This is a genomic window from Mucilaginibacter sp. A3364 (assembly GCF_059690715.1).
On record NZ_JCAWED010000002.1, the window covers coordinates 1172852 to 1187958 of the forward strand.

The following is a 15107-nucleotide window of genomic DNA, read 5'->3' on the forward strand; positions in this document are numbered from 1 at the left end:
AACAATTGGGAATGTTAATATGCTGTTATTGTTTGTGCAAAAATTTGTCACCTAATATCGGCATAAAATTGTTTGGCGCGTTCGGCATCGGGCATTAATTTTCCGTTAACCCATTTTACCGGTATTACGGCAGGCCTGGCGGTAACTTTATAGGCACGGCCCATCACGCCACGCGGATTAAAAAATGTTGTAGACCATAAACCGCCTTTAGCATCGGCAAATATATTATTATGGCCGCCTTCCATAATGGCGGGGTAGCGTTTGCCGAATGGGCCATAAGGGCTGTCCGCTTCAGATACCACTACATCATAGCTGTGCACCTTCTTATTGTCCACCGGTGGGTTGTGCATTACAAAGGTGTAGGTTCCGTCATCTTTTGGTAATGACCATACGGTTTGCAATAATTGATACTTGCCGTTGTGCTTGGTCATGTATACACCTTCTATATAAGGCTCCGGGTCGTAAGGCGTTTCCTGCAGACGTTTAAATGGTTCTTCCAATCCCGACAGGTCCTTTTTCATTTTGGCGATAAAGTGATTGTGGCCGACTATGTACACATCTTTATTGTCATCCTCGAACAAGCTGGCATCAATATTAGGGAAGATGGGGCCGGTGCTGTTGCCTTCAATGTTTTTGTACGGACCTTCGGGCTTGCCGCTGGTACTTTCTAACACAAACGAACCGCCACTACCGTTTAAGCAGGCAATGATCATCCATTTCTTTTGCGATTTAATGTAATGGATCTCGGGCGCCCACAAAGCGCGGTATAGCGAGTCTAAAGGGTCGCCGTTTACAGAGGTTGCGCCCGGTTTAACGGGTTTGCCCTTTTTTTGCCAGTCGGCAGCGTCCTTATCAAACGACCATATACGGCCCATCGGCTTCCAGTTTTTCATGTCTTTTGATCGCCACATATATATGCCGTCGTTATAATCCCAGCAATGCGGTTGTCCCTTCGGGAAATTGCGGCCCGGCGTAGCGGTAGTGCCGGTTAAGTAGTAATTGCCATCGGGGCCGTACATTACAAATGCATCACGGATCCACTCGTTAAGTATGGGTTTTACAGTTGAAGGCATCGTCAAATCCTTATTGCCCACTGGCGCTACAGGGTCGCTAAACCCGGTTGGGGTTTGCGCTTTTACGGTTAGGAGCAGGGCCGCGCAAAGCAATACGGCCGTTAATGTTTTCTTTAGCATTATCGCTTATTATTAGTTTAAATTCTTTTTGATGTTTTGGGCAGGTTCGTTCTCATAAGGCGTCCAGTAGTTAAGCGGATCGCGTTTTTTGCCATATTGGCGCTTGCCGTTGGCGCGTGGCATAGGCAAAGGGTCCTGCGTGCGCAGATCCCAGGTTAGCAGGTCGCGTAATAGCTCATCCTGTTTAGCCAGGTATTTAGCGTTGCCGAAAAGGTTGGTCAACTCCTCGGGATCGGTTGATAAATTATAAAGCTGGCCCGCGCCCTGCATATCATAGATCAATTTCCAGTTTGATTTGCGCAGCATGCGCATGCTGCCGCTTTGGGTCCAGGTGTTTAGCTCGTCGGCCTCGGTGCGCCCCTTGGTAAGGGTGCCGTCCTGGGTGTAAGGGTCGTATTCTTCCAAATTAGTAAAGTGCAGGCCGCCGTAGCCATGCTGTACTACCATACTTTCAAATTCCCTGGCGGGATAAGGTTTGCCGGTTAACAACGGCCACATGCTGCGGCCCTGTACCCCATCGGGTATGGGTGCACCAATCATGGTGCATATAGTTGGCATAATATCTACATTACTTACGTGGGCGCTGTGCGGCAGTTTGTTTTTAACAATGCCGGGGCCATGCCATATCATCGGGATGCGCGAAAGGCATTCCGGTGTTTCTACACCTTTTTTAATTAAACCATACTGGCCTACATAGTCGCCATGGTCGGCCACGAAAATGAATACCGTGTTATCATAAAGGTCATTACGTTTAAGGTACGATATGAATTCCTTCATCTGATCATCTATCAAACGCATCATGCCATAATAATTACTACGTATGCGGGCCACCTGTTTATCATAATCGCCATAGCCAAGCTTTAATATTTTACGCTCTACCAGCCATTTATTGCCTTTGCCGACTAACGATTCTTTGTTGGCTTTATAAGGGGGCAGGCTGTTGGCCGGGAACATAGAGTAATAAGGCTCTGATACCTGGTAAGGGTTATGCGGTTCGGGTATAGACATATATAAGAAGAACGGTTTGGTATTACCATCATTCTTCAATTTGGTTAACCACTGCTCCCCTGTTTTAACAATACGTACAGGCTGTTGCATACTGGCTGGGAAAGGGGCCGGCTTGGCATCCATGTAAAAGTTTGTGGTTTTCAGGTAGTCATTCATGGCCTTTTCTTCGGCAGTTTTAGCATCGGGTTCGCCCAGGTGATCAAAGCCATGCCAGTAGTCAAACATTTTTGGTGTTAGGTAAGTGTGGTTTTTGCCGATAAGAGCCGTGGTATAGTTTTTTGATTTTAATACATCAAGCAGGTCTTTATCATAATAAGTATCAGCTATATTAAAATTAGTACGTGCATGCGTAGCGCTCGGGAACCTGCCTGTCATCATAGATGTGCGGCTGGGTACGCAGGCAGGTGATGCACAATAAGCTTTGTTAAACCAGGTGCCGGTTTGGGCCAGGCTATCTAAAAACGGCGAGGTGTTTAGTTTAAACCCGTTAAGCTTAGTAGCGTCGGCACGATATTGATCAACAATAACCAATACAATATTCAATGGTTTTGACTGGGCGCTTTTTGCTTTGGATTTACCAGGGGTGTCTGTTTTTACAAATCCAAACATACCGGCCGAAATAATGAGCATGCATGCCAATGCAATGCGTACATGTGCTTTTAACATAGTTTATAATGGTTGGTTATAATGACAAATAGCTTGATTTTACCCGCCTACATTGCATCAAAACGCAATTATTTGCTACCAAAATCAAAGCAAACCAAATATACGTTACGCTAAATATTTTTTTTGCCATTTGGGCCTAAAATGGGCTTTTAAGCCTATAAAAGGGCAAAATTGATATAAATTGTTATGTTATTGATACATTTCGTCAACAACCAAAAGGGCATTACCCCCTTACTTTGTAATTAACCAACTTAATAAACCATATATGAAAAAAAGTTTACTTCCCGACAGGGAGAAGTACGCCTGCATGGATATGCGGCTATCTCCCCAAAAGCAAACAAAAAAAATCATTTCAATGCTTTTTGCTCTTTGCTTTTTATTTTCTTCTACTGTGTTTGCACAAAGCCGGGTAACCGGTGATGTTTACAGTTCCTCTGGCGAGGCGCTGATAGGCGTTAGTGTTTTGGTTAAAGGAACCAGCACAGGAACTCAAACAGATGTTAATGGTAAATTCACCATTAATGCTGCACCTAACAGTACTTTAGTATTTAGCTATGTAGGCTTCTTAACTAAAGAAGTAGCGGTTAAAAATCTAACCAACATTCGTGTCGACCTGGTATCATCAGGTGCTACCGATTTGAAAGAGGTTGTTGTAACCGGTTACGGTACTCAGAAGAAAGAATCAATTACCAGTGCGATTTCGTCAACCACCAGTAAAGAGCTTGACCGTGTACACGGTGCGGCTACTGCAAGTAGGGCTTTGGCGGGTAAATTACCTGGTATTACTTTTAAAGCTTCTGACGGTCGTCCGGGTTCAAGTGCTGCTATCCAGATTCGTGGTTTGGGCTCACCGCTATTCGTAATTGATGGTGTGCAAACAGATGAGGGTCAGTTTAACAACATCGCACCTAATGACATTGAGAGTATCTCTATCCTGAAAGACGGATCGGCAGCTATTTACGGTGTACGTGCATCAAACGGCGTTGTGGTGGTAACCACTAAAAAAGGTACAGGTGAAAGCCGTGTTACTGCCGATGCATACCTGGGCTGGCAAAACTTCTATCGTTTCCCTAAAGCAATTCAAACATCATTAGAGTATGTGAATTTCAGAAACGAAGCTGCTTTTAACGCAAACCCTACCGGCACATTGCCTTATTCTGCAGCAGAGGTAGAAAAGTTCAGAACTGTGGCTGACGCCGCTCACAGAAGCTTTGACTGGTATGACTTTATTGTTGAGCGTAACGCCAACCGCCCTCAAAACTTTGTTAACTTAAACATTCAGGGTGGTAATGACCGCGTTAACTACTACGTATCAGGAAGTAGTATTTACCAGGAATCAACCTTAGGTAAAGAGTACCAGTTCCAACGTCAAAACTTACAGTCAAATGTAACTACCAAACTGGCTACAGGCTTAAGCGTAGGTATCATCCTTAACGGTCGTATCGAAGCCAGAGATAACCCAGGTGTACCAAACGAGGATGACTATGACCAGGCCCGTTATGCATTGCTACGAAACTCGCCATTAGAAAGACCGTATGCTAATGATAACCCTGATTATCTGAACGACATTGGCCATAACAACTCTAACTATGCTTACCTGCAAAACAGATGGGCTGGTCACCGTAAAGATACCTGGCGTATAGTTACCCCTACTTTTAAAGTAGATTACAAAATACCGGGCATTAAAGGTTTAACCTTGAGTGGCTTGTATAACTATTACTTTGCCGATAACTTGATGGATAACTTTGAGTTTACGTTCAAAACGTATACTTACAACCCTACTACTGATACTTATACCTGGTTTGGTGGTAGCCAAAACCCATACAGACAACGTAAGCACAATAAAGTATTTAACACTACACAACAAATACAGTTAGCTTACGCCAACACTTTTGGTAAGCACTCAATTAACGCATTCTTAGTAAACGAGCGTTATACCATTAAAAACCTTAACGTTACCTTACACTCGGTTCCAATTTCAAACAACCTGCCATTGTTTTATTTCCCAACAATGGACCAGTATGATGATGCCGAGTCAAACCAGGCACGTATAGGTTATGCTTTACGTTTCCAATATAACTTCGCTAACAAATATTATGCAGAGTTTTTAGGCAGACGTGACCAGTCTTACTTATATGCTCCGGGTTACCGTACAGGTTACTTCCCAGGTGGATCAGTAGGTTGGAGAATTACCGAAGAGCCTTGGATGAAAAATCTGTTAGGCGACAAATCTGTCCTTAACGATTTGAAACTGAGAGCATCTTACGGTATAACCGGCCAGGATAACGGTGCTGCATTCCTTTACTTACCGGGTTACAACTACGGTACAGGTCAGGGTATAGCCGTTCTTGATGGTTCGGCCATTATCGTAGCCAGAGATAAAGGTTTGGCATCACCACTTATATCATGGTCAAAAAGCTTACAAAGCGATATCGGTATCGACTTCACTATGTTTGATAGCCACTTAAGCGGTGTTGTTGACTACTTCTACAGAAAACGTACCGGCCTATTGGCAAACCGTACAGACGTTGCTATTCCTAACGAGTTAGGTTACACCGCATCTCAGGAAAACTTAAACAGCGATGCACGTTTTGGTGGTGAGTTTTCATTAAACTACAACAACCGTATAGGCGAAGTAAGCTACAATGTTGGTGGTAACATCAGCTACACACGTGGTCAAACACTATATAACTTTAACCCACGTTTTGCTAACTCATTGGATGAGTACCGTAACTCAACTACCAACAGGTATCAAAATATCCAGTTTGGTTATTTAGTTGATGGTCAGTTTACATCACAGGATCAGATCAACAACTGGCCGGTTAATATCGACGGCAGAGGTAACACTACTATGTTGCCAGGTGATTTGATGTACAAAGACGTTAACAACGACGGTAGGATTGACGCCAATGACCAACGCCCTATTGGTTTTACCAATGGTACCCCAATGGTTAACTTTGGCTTCACCTTCGGCGCATCTTACAAAAACTTCACGTTCAATGCTGACTTCTCTGGCGGTTCAGGTTATGGTTACTACCAAACAAACGAAGCCCAGGTTCCGTTTACCAACAATGGTAACTTAAACGTAATTTTCAGAGACAGATGGCACCGTGAGAACCCAACTGATATAAACAGCCCATGGGTTCCGGGTAAATACCCTGCTTTAAGGTTTAACACAGCTGCAAACTTAAGTGGCGATAGCAACTTTAAGTTTAACAATAACTCATTCTACGGCCATGATGTATTTTATATCAGAGCACGTACTATCGAGTTATCTTATACCTTACCACAATCAGTTTTATCGTTTGCTAAGATCAGAAAAGCAAGATTTTATGTTAACGGTTATAACTTAGTATCGTTTGACAACCTTAAATCATTAAACATAGACCCTGAGGCAACAGATTCAAACGGCCAGCAAGTGCCGCAAACCAAAGTTGTTAACATAGGTGTGAATTTGGTTTTTTAATTAGTTAAGGCATAAATTATCAAAAAATGAAAAAGAAAATATTATTTACAACACTCGCTGCATGCTTATTAGGTGCCGGCTCTTGTAAAAAAGACAGCGAGTTTTTGGATGCAGTAGTACCAATTGGTATTATTGACTCACAGATAGAATTTAATGACCCGGCGCTAACATTAGCGGCTATAGGCAGACTTTATAACGCACAGGTTGATTTTTCTGGTCTTGACAATAACTGGGAAAGCTTTACCGATTTCGGCGAGTCGTTTGCATCTCAGAATGGCCACATTACACAAGGCCGTACCACCTGGCCTTATGACCAATGGAACAACTGGGATTATACCTACATCCGCGAGCTGAATTTATTCCTGGAGCGTATTGCCGGATCAACTGGTTTAACAGCAGCCGAGAAGGCTCGTTTTCAAGGCGAAGCTCGTTTTTTACGTGCAGCACAATACTTTGAGCTGGCCAAAAGAATGGGCGGTGTACCAATTATTACCAAATCAATTGTGTACGAAAGTGGCTCTGTTTCGGCAGTACAGTTTCCGCGTAATAAAGAGTCGGAAGTATATGATTTTGTGATCAGCGAGTGCGATGCGCTTAAAGACATACTGCCAAAACTTCCAACTACAAAAAGCCGCGCAACTGCAGGTGCCGCCCTTGCAATGGGTACAAGAGCAGCTTTATACGCAGGCTCTATAGCCAAATACGGTGTAAATACACCAACAGTAACATTGCCTGGCGATGTGGTTGGTATCCCTTCAGGTATGGCAAATGGTTATTTTACCAAAGCTTTAGCAAGTGCCCAGTTGTTAATTGGAGGTACCTATGGTACATATAAGCTGTATCAATTATCGCCAAACCTGTCTGATAACTATGCCGGTGTATTTACCGACAAAAGTTCAACCAATAACGAGGTGATCTACATGGAGGACTTTAAAGCGTTTGCTGGTAAAGTACACGGCTTTACAACCAACGATCAGCCTTACTCAAATGGTGAGGAGATTGATGACGCAGGCCGTTTAAACCCTACGTTAAACCTTGTACAGTCTTTTGAGAAACTGGACAATACTTTAGCTCCGTTTGTTACCAGGGATCTTACAGGCGCTCCAGCGTACTATGACACTCCGGCAGATATATTTGCGGGCAGAGACGCACGTTTACAAGGCACTGTATTAATACCGGGCGCGGTATGGAAAACTGCACCAAATGATATATGGGCAGGTTATTGGACACCTAATGCCAGCCCCGCAAACTTTACATTTGAGCAAGGTACCATCACTACCAGTGATATATCCGGAAATACTAAACCTTTGCCAGGTACTACTACGCCACTTGTACAGGTGGTAGGCAGAGATGGACCGATCAACGGCTTACAATACCGTACTCAAACAGGCTTTTATATCCGCAAGTGGTTAGATCCAAGCGTAGGTACAGGTCGTCGTGGTCAGGGTAGTGATATTCCATTTATTCGTTACCGCTACTCGGAAGTGTTGTTAAACGCTGCTGAAGCTGCTGCCGAACTTGGTCAATATCCATTAGCTTCTGGCTATATTAACCAGGTACGTGCCCGTGCAGGTCTGAATATTCCATTGGTTTTAAGTGCAGCCAACTATTTTGACCGCATTGTGCATGAGCGCCGTGTTGAGCTTTGCTTTGAAGGTTTGAACCTGTTTGATTACAAACGTTGGAGAATTGCTACCCAGGTTTGGGATGGTCAAAACGAAACGCTTGCTGATTTAACAACTAACTTGCTTAGCGCTACTCACCGTAATACTAAACAATGGGGTTTATGGCCTTATAAAGTATATAGCCCGGCTAATCCTGCAACAAACGGTAAATGGATATTTAAGGAAGTTGTACCTTCTCCGGCTGTCGGTGTACTACAGTTTCGTTTAGGAAATTATTATTCGCAAATTAGCGATGCCATACTTGGTAATAACCCTAAACTTTTAAGACAACCAAACCAATAAGGGAAATATTTAAAAAATTAACATCATGAATATAAAATTTAATTATCTGATATTATTGGCGATTGTAATTGCTGCAGTATCATGTAAAAAAGATAATTACAAGGCACCGGGCTCTACCCTAAAAGGCAGGCTTATTTACAACGGCGACTCGGTTGGCGTTGAATACAACCAGGTGCCTTTTCAATTATACCAGCCTGGCTATGCGTTCACAACTCCAATTGGGGGTACTTTTAACGACGATGGAAATTACTCTGTAGTAACCTTTGATGGTAATTATAAATTTACCATACAGGCTAACCAGGGACCATTCAGATGGAAAGAACTGGCCGTAGGAAGAGATACCGTAAGGATCAATTTAGCAGGCGACCAAACCGTAAATATTGAGGTTCAACCTTACTACATGGTTAGGCAGCTTAAAACATCTGTAAATGGTACCACTCGTGTAGTAACAGCCAATTTCGATATCGAAAAGGTTATTACAGATCCGGCTTTGGCTAAGAACATCCAAACCGTTGCTTTGTTTATCAACAAAACCAACCACGTATCTAACGGTGCGGGCGAAAGTGTTGCTAACCAACAGATAGCGGGCGGTGCGTTACCTGTTAGTTTAACAGGCATTACAATGACTGCTACTATGCCTGCTTTTGTACCTTCACAAAACTACGTGTTTGCACGTATTGGCGTAAGGATATCAGGTGTTGAAGACTGGTATTATTCACCAGTTAGAAAGCTAACTTTCTAACAGAAACACAAGCTAGTTTTTAAAGTAAAAGAAAGGCCACCGTAAAAAGTGGCCTTTCTTTTCTGTTATATGATCCATTTTTAAATCCCGTGTATATATGAAAACAACAACTAAACTAACCTTGGGTTGTTTGGCCTTATTAAGCACACTTACCGTGCAGGCGCAAAACAGCCAATGGAAATTATTAACCGACAAGATTACCACCCCCTGGGCCGAAAAGGTAAACCCTAACGGGCCGCTGCAGGAATACCCGCGACCGCAGTTAACACGCACCAACAACTGGCAAAACTTAAATGGCCTTTGGAACTACGCAATCACCCCGAAAGATCAGGCCGAGCCTAAAGCATGGCAGGGTAAGATCCTGGTGCCATTTGCTGTAGAGTCAGCCATATCAGGCGTAGGCAAAACTGTTGGTAAAGACAGTGTGCTTTGGTATAAAAATACCATTGCGGTAAACAAAGCCGTAAAAGGCAAGCGTACCCTGCTGCACTTTGGCGCTGTTGACTGGCGTACCGAAGTGTGGGTGAATGGCCAAAGCGTAGGTACACATGAGGGCGGGTTTGATCCGTTTTCGTTTGATATAACCTCGGCCTTAAAAGATGCTAACAAGGCTGATATTAAAATACGCGTTTGGGACCCAACCGATGATGGCCCGCAGCCACGCGGCAAACAGGTTAAAAGGCCTAACGGTATTTGGTATACCCCCGTTACCGGGATATGGCAAACCGTTTGGCTTGAGGGTGTAAACAGTACCTACATTGCATCAACCAAACAAACACCTGATATTGATACCAAAACCATCAGCGTATCGGCAAACGTTATTGGCGCGCAGGCCGGCGATCAGGTAAAAATTACCGCATGGGATGGCACAACCAAAGTTGCCGAAAAAACTATCGGTGCCGGCGAAACCGCTGCATTGACCATTGACAATCAAAAACTATGGTCGCCTGATAGCCCATTCCTGTATGATCTGCAGGTTGCCGTTTTACGTAATGGTAAACAGATTGATGCGGTGAAAAGCTATTTCGCTATGCGCAAAATATCATTAGGCCCTGATGCTAACGGCATACAACGCATGTTATTAAACAACAAGTTTGTGTTTCAATACGGCCCGCTTGATCAGGGCTGGTGGCCGGATGGTTTATACACCCCGCCAACCGAAGAAGCAATGCTATTTGATATCGACGAGCTTAAAAAAATGGGCTTTAACATGATACGTAAGCACATTAAGGTTGAACCAGCGCGCTACTACACTTATTGCGATAAAGTGGGTATGCTGCTATGGCAGGATATGCCTAGCGGCGACTTGGGTAACCGTTGGGAGAACCGTCCGGGCGTATTAGATAAAGCTACTGATAAAGATCGTACGCCCCAATCAGAAGGCTACTACCGCAAAGAGTGGAATGCCATTATGGATCACCTACATAACTACCCATGCATCGTAATCTGGACACCATTTAACGAAGCCTGGGGCCAGTTTAAAACGGTTGAGATAACCGAGTGGACCAAAAAGAAAGATCCGTCACGCCTGGTAAACAGCGCCAGCGGTGGCAACTTTTTTGACACCGGCGATATGGTCGATCTGCATAACTATCCGCAACCGGCAATGCCTCGCCCCGAAATTTTTGGCAAAACCAAAGCCGTTGTATTGGGCGAGTTTGGTGGCTTAGGCTGGCCAATTAAGGATCATACCTGGGAGAGTAAACGTGTTTGGGGTTATCAAACCTTCCAAAACGGCGATGAGATGTTTGCACGTTACAACACGTTTGTAAACAGATTAGAAGAGCTGATCAAGGTAGGTTTATCAGCCGCGGTTTATACTCAAACAACCGATGTTGAAGGTGAAGTAAACGGCTTTTTAACTTACGATCGTAAAGTATTTAAAATGCCGGTTGAAGGTTTAAAAAAGGCCCACATGAAACTTTATAATCCATCTTTGGTGAAGTAATAACTTCCCGTAAATAAAAAAGCCTGTCGTATTTAATTGCGACAGGCTTTTTTGTTTTATGCTGATGGTTGCTTTGAAACTTTATTCGCGTTAGCATACTCAGACGGTGGCATACCAAATTGTTTATGGAAGGCCCGTGTAAATACGGATGATTGACTAAAGCCAACGATCTCGGCCACCTCGTAAATTTTATGGTTACCCTCGGCAATAAGTTCTGCCGCTTTTTTAAGGCGCGTAACGTTGATCAGATCATTAGGGCTAAGGTTAGCAATGGCCTTAATTTTTCTGAACAGTGTCGGGCGGCTGATGTTCATGTAATTAGCCATGTCGTCCAAATCAAAATCGGTATTGGCCAGGTTTAAATTTATCAGGTCGTTTAGCTTTTGCAGGAAGCTTTCATCAGCCTTAGAGTGCGCCACACTTTTTAAGTGTATCAAAGGCGAGTTGGCATAATAGTTTTTAACCAGGTCGCGGTTACGCAATAGGTTAAATATTTCAAGGCCCAGGTGCTCTGGCGAGAAGGGTTTGGCGATGTAAGCGTCGGCGCCCAGTTCAAGGCCCTCAAGCTTTGCTTTAACCGAGTTTTTAGCCGTTAGCAAAATAACAGGTATATGGCTATAATTAATGTCGCCTTTTACAGTTTTGCATAGCTCAAAGCCATCCATCACGGGCATCATTACATCGCTTACAATAAGGTGCACTATGCTTTTGCCCAATATTTTTAAAGCTTCTTTGCCATTTGATGCTTTAAGTATGGTGTATTTGTCGGTTAGGTCAACGGCAATAAAATCCAATATGTCTTTATGGTCCTCAACCAATAACACCGTAAGCTTAGTATCCTCAACTGTATTAGCGGCCTGGTTTTCCTGTTCCTCCTCTTCTTTAGCGCGCTCGGCAAAATCAAGGTCAAATTCCATTTCCTGGTGTATTGGTATAACTAACCTAAAGGTATTAAGCATGCTATTGGCGGTATCCAATTCTAAAACACCGTTATGCAGCTCGGCCAGCGAACGGGCCAGCGGCAGGCCAATACCCGTGCCCGATTTGTTGTTGTTTTCTTCCAGGCGATAAAATGCTTCAAATATTTTATCCCGGCGATTTGGTGGTATAATGTGCCCGTCGTTAACAATCTCAAAAACAAAATCACGGCCGGACGCATCTATGAAAAACTTCATAGCTATTTTGCTATCGGCATATTTTAGTGCGTTGCTTAGCAGGTTGCTCAATATTTTGTTTAGTGCTTCGGCATCAACGTAAGCAAAAACATCATCATCGGGCACTTCAAGCCGGTAGCTTAGTTGTTTATGCTCAGCGGTGTCTTTAAACAATAAGTAAATATTGTTAACGGCAGCCGATACGTTTGTTTTGCTGAAATTTAAACTAAAGCCGTTAACCTCGGTACGCCTAAAGTCAAGCAACTGGTCAACCAGGTCAAGCAGTCGGGTGGTGTTTTTTGATACCAGGTTAAGGTTGTTGTGTACGTAGGTCAGATCGGCCGAACCTTTAGCTTTTTCAAGCGGGCCTTGTATAAGTGTTAACGGCGTGCGTATTTCATGCGTTATGTGGGTGAAAAATTCAATCTTAGCCTCATATATCTCCTTTTCTTTTTCTGATTGCAGGAGCGACATTTTCCTGCGCGTTTTCTTTTGCAGAAAATTATGGTAATACTGCACAAAGAAGAACACCGCTAAAGCGATAAGCAGAGTGTAAATAATATAGGCCCCCACGCTTGCATACAGCGGCGGCAAAACCGTTATCGTTAATTGAGCATCCTGCGCGCTTGCCTCGCCTGTGCCGTAGCCGGCCTTAACTTTAAAAGTATAAGTACCCGGGGGCAATTTAGTGAAATAAATACGACGCTTAACCGGTAGGTAATTCCACTCTTTATCCAGCTCTTCCAGTTTGTAGGCGTATGATAGCATTTTGGGCGCATCATAACTTAAAGCGGCATAATCAACACTAAACGATGATTGATTAGGCTGTAAAGTTATTTGCTTGGCATTAATGATAGAGTTATTTAGCGGGCCATCTTCTCCGCCAATTTCAACATCCTTATTATCAACCTGGAAACTGGTTATATATACCGGGGGCAATAAATTGTTATTATCAAGCTTAGATGGGTCAAAACGTATAAAACCTTTAACCGAACCAAAATACAGGTGGCCCGAGCTATCTTTAAATGATGACGAATAATTAAACTGATCACTCAGCAAACCATTTGCACGGGTATAAACCGAAGTTTCGTTAGTCATTCGGTTAAAGCATACCAGCCCTTTTGATGTTGTTATCCAAAAGTTTTTTTGCTGGTCCTCCAGTATGCGGTACAGGTACTTATCCTTCAATCCGCTTTGCGTAAACTTTTTAAATGTTGACGATGCACGCTGAAACTGCAGCATACCCCCGTTTTCGGTAGTGAACCAAAGGTTTCTGTCGCTATCCTCAAAGGTGCTGGTAATGGTATTGCTGCTTAGCCCGTTAACGTTGGCTTCCTTGTGCAGGTAATGGCCTTTTTCTTTTGTTTTGGTGTTGTAATAATACAGGCCATCGTTAAGGGTGCCTACCCACATTACACCGTACGAATCTTGCGTAATATCATTAATAAAAGTATACCATGCGGTGATGCCTGTGTCCTCAAAATTATCTGTAGCAGGCAGGTATTTGAACAGGCCACGCGCGGTACCCACAAATAAATTGCCATTGGGGTCTTGATATAACGCATTAACAAAATTATCTTTCAGATCGCCGGGTTTGTTACCCTTTCCGTAATGCCGTATTACCTTGCCTGTGTTAATGTCCATCACATCAATACCGTGCTGAAAGGTACCCATCCATAACTCATTGCCACGTGTTACCAGGCCATGTATATTACTGTAGGCCATGCTGCCTTTGGTGCCATCGGGCGTGTAGCTGTAAAATAAGCCCGTTTTAGGGTCAAACTTGTTTACGCCGGCATCTTCAGTACCTATCCAGATATTGCCGTTTTTATCCGGGCAAAAGTTGGAGATCACGTTCCCTTTTACCGAGTTAGGCGAACAGCCCGGGAAAAACTTTTCGAAAATTGAGTTTTGTGATGAATAAAAATTTACCCCGCCAAAGTAAGTGCCTGCCCATATGCCATCCTGTTTATCTTTATAAAGCGTATAAACAGCATTGTCGGATATCGAGTAAAAATTATTGTACTGTTTTTGAATATGGGTTATCTTTTTTGTAGCGGTATTATAAATAAATATGCCCGACTCGGTAGCTATCCAATACTCGTTGCCTATGGTTAAAAAGTCCCGCGCAAAGATCTCGGTTTTATCAGTATTGTAGGCAATAATATCGGTATAGGTACGGGTTTTAATATCAAAAAGCTTTACGCCCTGGTAGGTTGTGCCTATTAATAATTTATCATCACCGGCGTAGTATATACGCTCGATATGTTTTGAGGTAGCCCTCGGCGATTTTGCAAATACGTCAAAACTGCTGTAAGTATTGTTTTCGGAATGAAACTTGCGGATGGTGCCATCATCAGTAGATACCCAGATACCATCATCAGGGGTAGTGGTTAGGTTGGTAATCTCTAAATTGTTATCAATATTAAAAGTGGTGAACTTGTGTGTAATGGTGTTGTAGCGGTTTAACAGGCGGTTAATGCAAAACCAAAGGTTGCCTTTACTGTCTTTATTTAAAAAACGTACATCCTTACCAGCAGTAGCTTTAACCAGGGTAAACCGCTCGCTGTTCAGGTCGTAACTGTATAAACCCCTGTCTGCGCCAACCCAGATACGGCCCTTAGTATCCTCGCAAAGCGAAGAAATAAAATTACTGCCGATAGAATAGGGGTTATTTCGCTCGTTTTTAAATACCTTAAAATTGGAGCCATCAAAACGGTTAAGGCCATCGCGTGTGCCAAACCACATAAAGCCCTTGCTATCCTGCAAACTGCAAAATACTGTGTTGTATGACAAGCCATCCTCCACCTGGTAGTGCTTAAAATAGTACGGCTGCGCCAGGGCACAATTGCACATAAAAAGCACCAATATCGGTATCACGTATAGGTTTTTCAAGAAAAGTATTATTTGGTTTACAAAGCAATGTACTAAAAAAGAAATAGCTTCTACAAGCTATAACCCCA

7 protein-coding genes are annotated in these 15107 nt (G+C 43.3%); 4 read left to right on the forward strand and 3 right to left on the reverse strand.

What is annotated here, in order from left to right; genetic code table 11:
• Nucleotides 1–47: 47 nt before the first annotated feature.
• Both AC59JT_RS17530 and AC59JT_RS17535 read right to left on the reverse strand, forming a co-directional pair.
• Entirely contained in the window at nt 48–1193 is a 1146-nt protein-coding gene (locus AC59JT_RS17530; RefSeq protein ID WP_497401394.1) for a family 43 glycosylhydrolase, read from the reverse strand.
• Nucleotides 1194–1205: 12 nt separating this feature from the next.
• The gene (locus tag AC59JT_RS17535) at nt 1206–2867 is read right to left on the reverse strand and encodes a sulfatase family protein (RefSeq protein WP_497401396.1); all 1662 of its coding nucleotides are present in this window, start codon (nt 2865–2867) and stop codon (nt 1206–1208) included.
• Between the two features lie 265 nt (nt 2868–3132).
• On the opposite strand from AC59JT_RS17535, the gene AC59JT_RS17540 reads away from it, so the two are divergent.
• From AC59JT_RS17540 to AC59JT_RS17555, 4 genes are all read left to right on the forward strand, one after another.
• On the forward strand, nt 3133–6333 hold the full coding sequence (locus AC59JT_RS17540) for a SusC/RagA family TonB-linked outer membrane protein (protein ID WP_497401399.1): 3201 nt from the start codon (nt 3133–3135) through the stop codon (nt 6331–6333).
• Nucleotides 6334–6359: 26 nt separating this feature from the next.
• A complete protein-coding gene (locus AC59JT_RS17545) occupies nt 6360–8300 on the forward strand; it encodes a RagB/SusD family nutrient uptake outer membrane protein (protein ID WP_497401402.1) in 1941 nt (646 codons plus the stop codon).
• A 25-nt stretch (nt 8301–8325) separates the two neighbouring features.
• On the forward strand, nt 8326–9042 hold the full coding sequence (locus AC59JT_RS17550; protein WP_497401404.1) for a DUF3823 domain-containing protein: 717 nt from the start codon (nt 8326–8328) through the stop codon (nt 9040–9042).
• 97 nt (nt 9043–9139) lie between these two features.
• Complete coding sequence (locus AC59JT_RS17555; protein WP_497401406.1) at nt 9140–10990, forward strand: glycoside hydrolase family 2 protein; 1851 nt, start codon at nt 9140–9142, stop codon at nt 10988–10990.
• A 56-nt stretch (nt 10991–11046) separates the two neighbouring features.
• Here the strand turns inward: AC59JT_RS17555 and AC59JT_RS17560 are convergent, their stop codons facing one another.
• Complete coding sequence (locus AC59JT_RS17560; RefSeq protein ID WP_497401408.1) at nt 11047–15039, reverse strand: hybrid sensor histidine kinase/response regulator transcription factor; 3993 nt, start codon at nt 15037–15039, stop codon at nt 11047–11049.
• Nucleotides 15040–15107: the final 68 nt, after the last annotated feature.

Excerpts from the sequence above, each read along its gene's own strand:
- AC59JT_RS17530 (WP_497401394.1), bottom strand. The coding sequence starts at position 1,193 with ATGCTAAAGAAAACATTAACGGCCGTATTGCTTTGCGCGGCCCTGCTC.
- AC59JT_RS17550 (WP_497401404.1), top strand. The coding sequence starts at position 8,326 with ATGAATATAAAATTTAATTATCTGATATTATTGGCGATTGTAATTGCT.
- AC59JT_RS17540 (WP_497401399.1), top strand. The coding sequence starts at position 3,133 with ATGAAAAAAAGTTTACTTCCCGACAGGGAGAAGTACGCCTGCATGGAT.
- AC59JT_RS17535 (WP_497401396.1), bottom strand. The coding sequence starts at position 2,867 with ATGTTAAAAGCACATGTACGCATTGCATTGGCATGCATGCTCATTATT.
- AC59JT_RS17555 (WP_497401406.1), top strand. The coding sequence starts at position 9,140 with ATGAAAACAACAACTAAACTAACCTTGGGTTGTTTGGCCTTATTAAGC.
- AC59JT_RS17545 (WP_497401402.1), top strand. The coding sequence starts at position 6,360 with ATGAAAAAGAAAATATTATTTACAACACTCGCTGCATGCTTATTAGGT.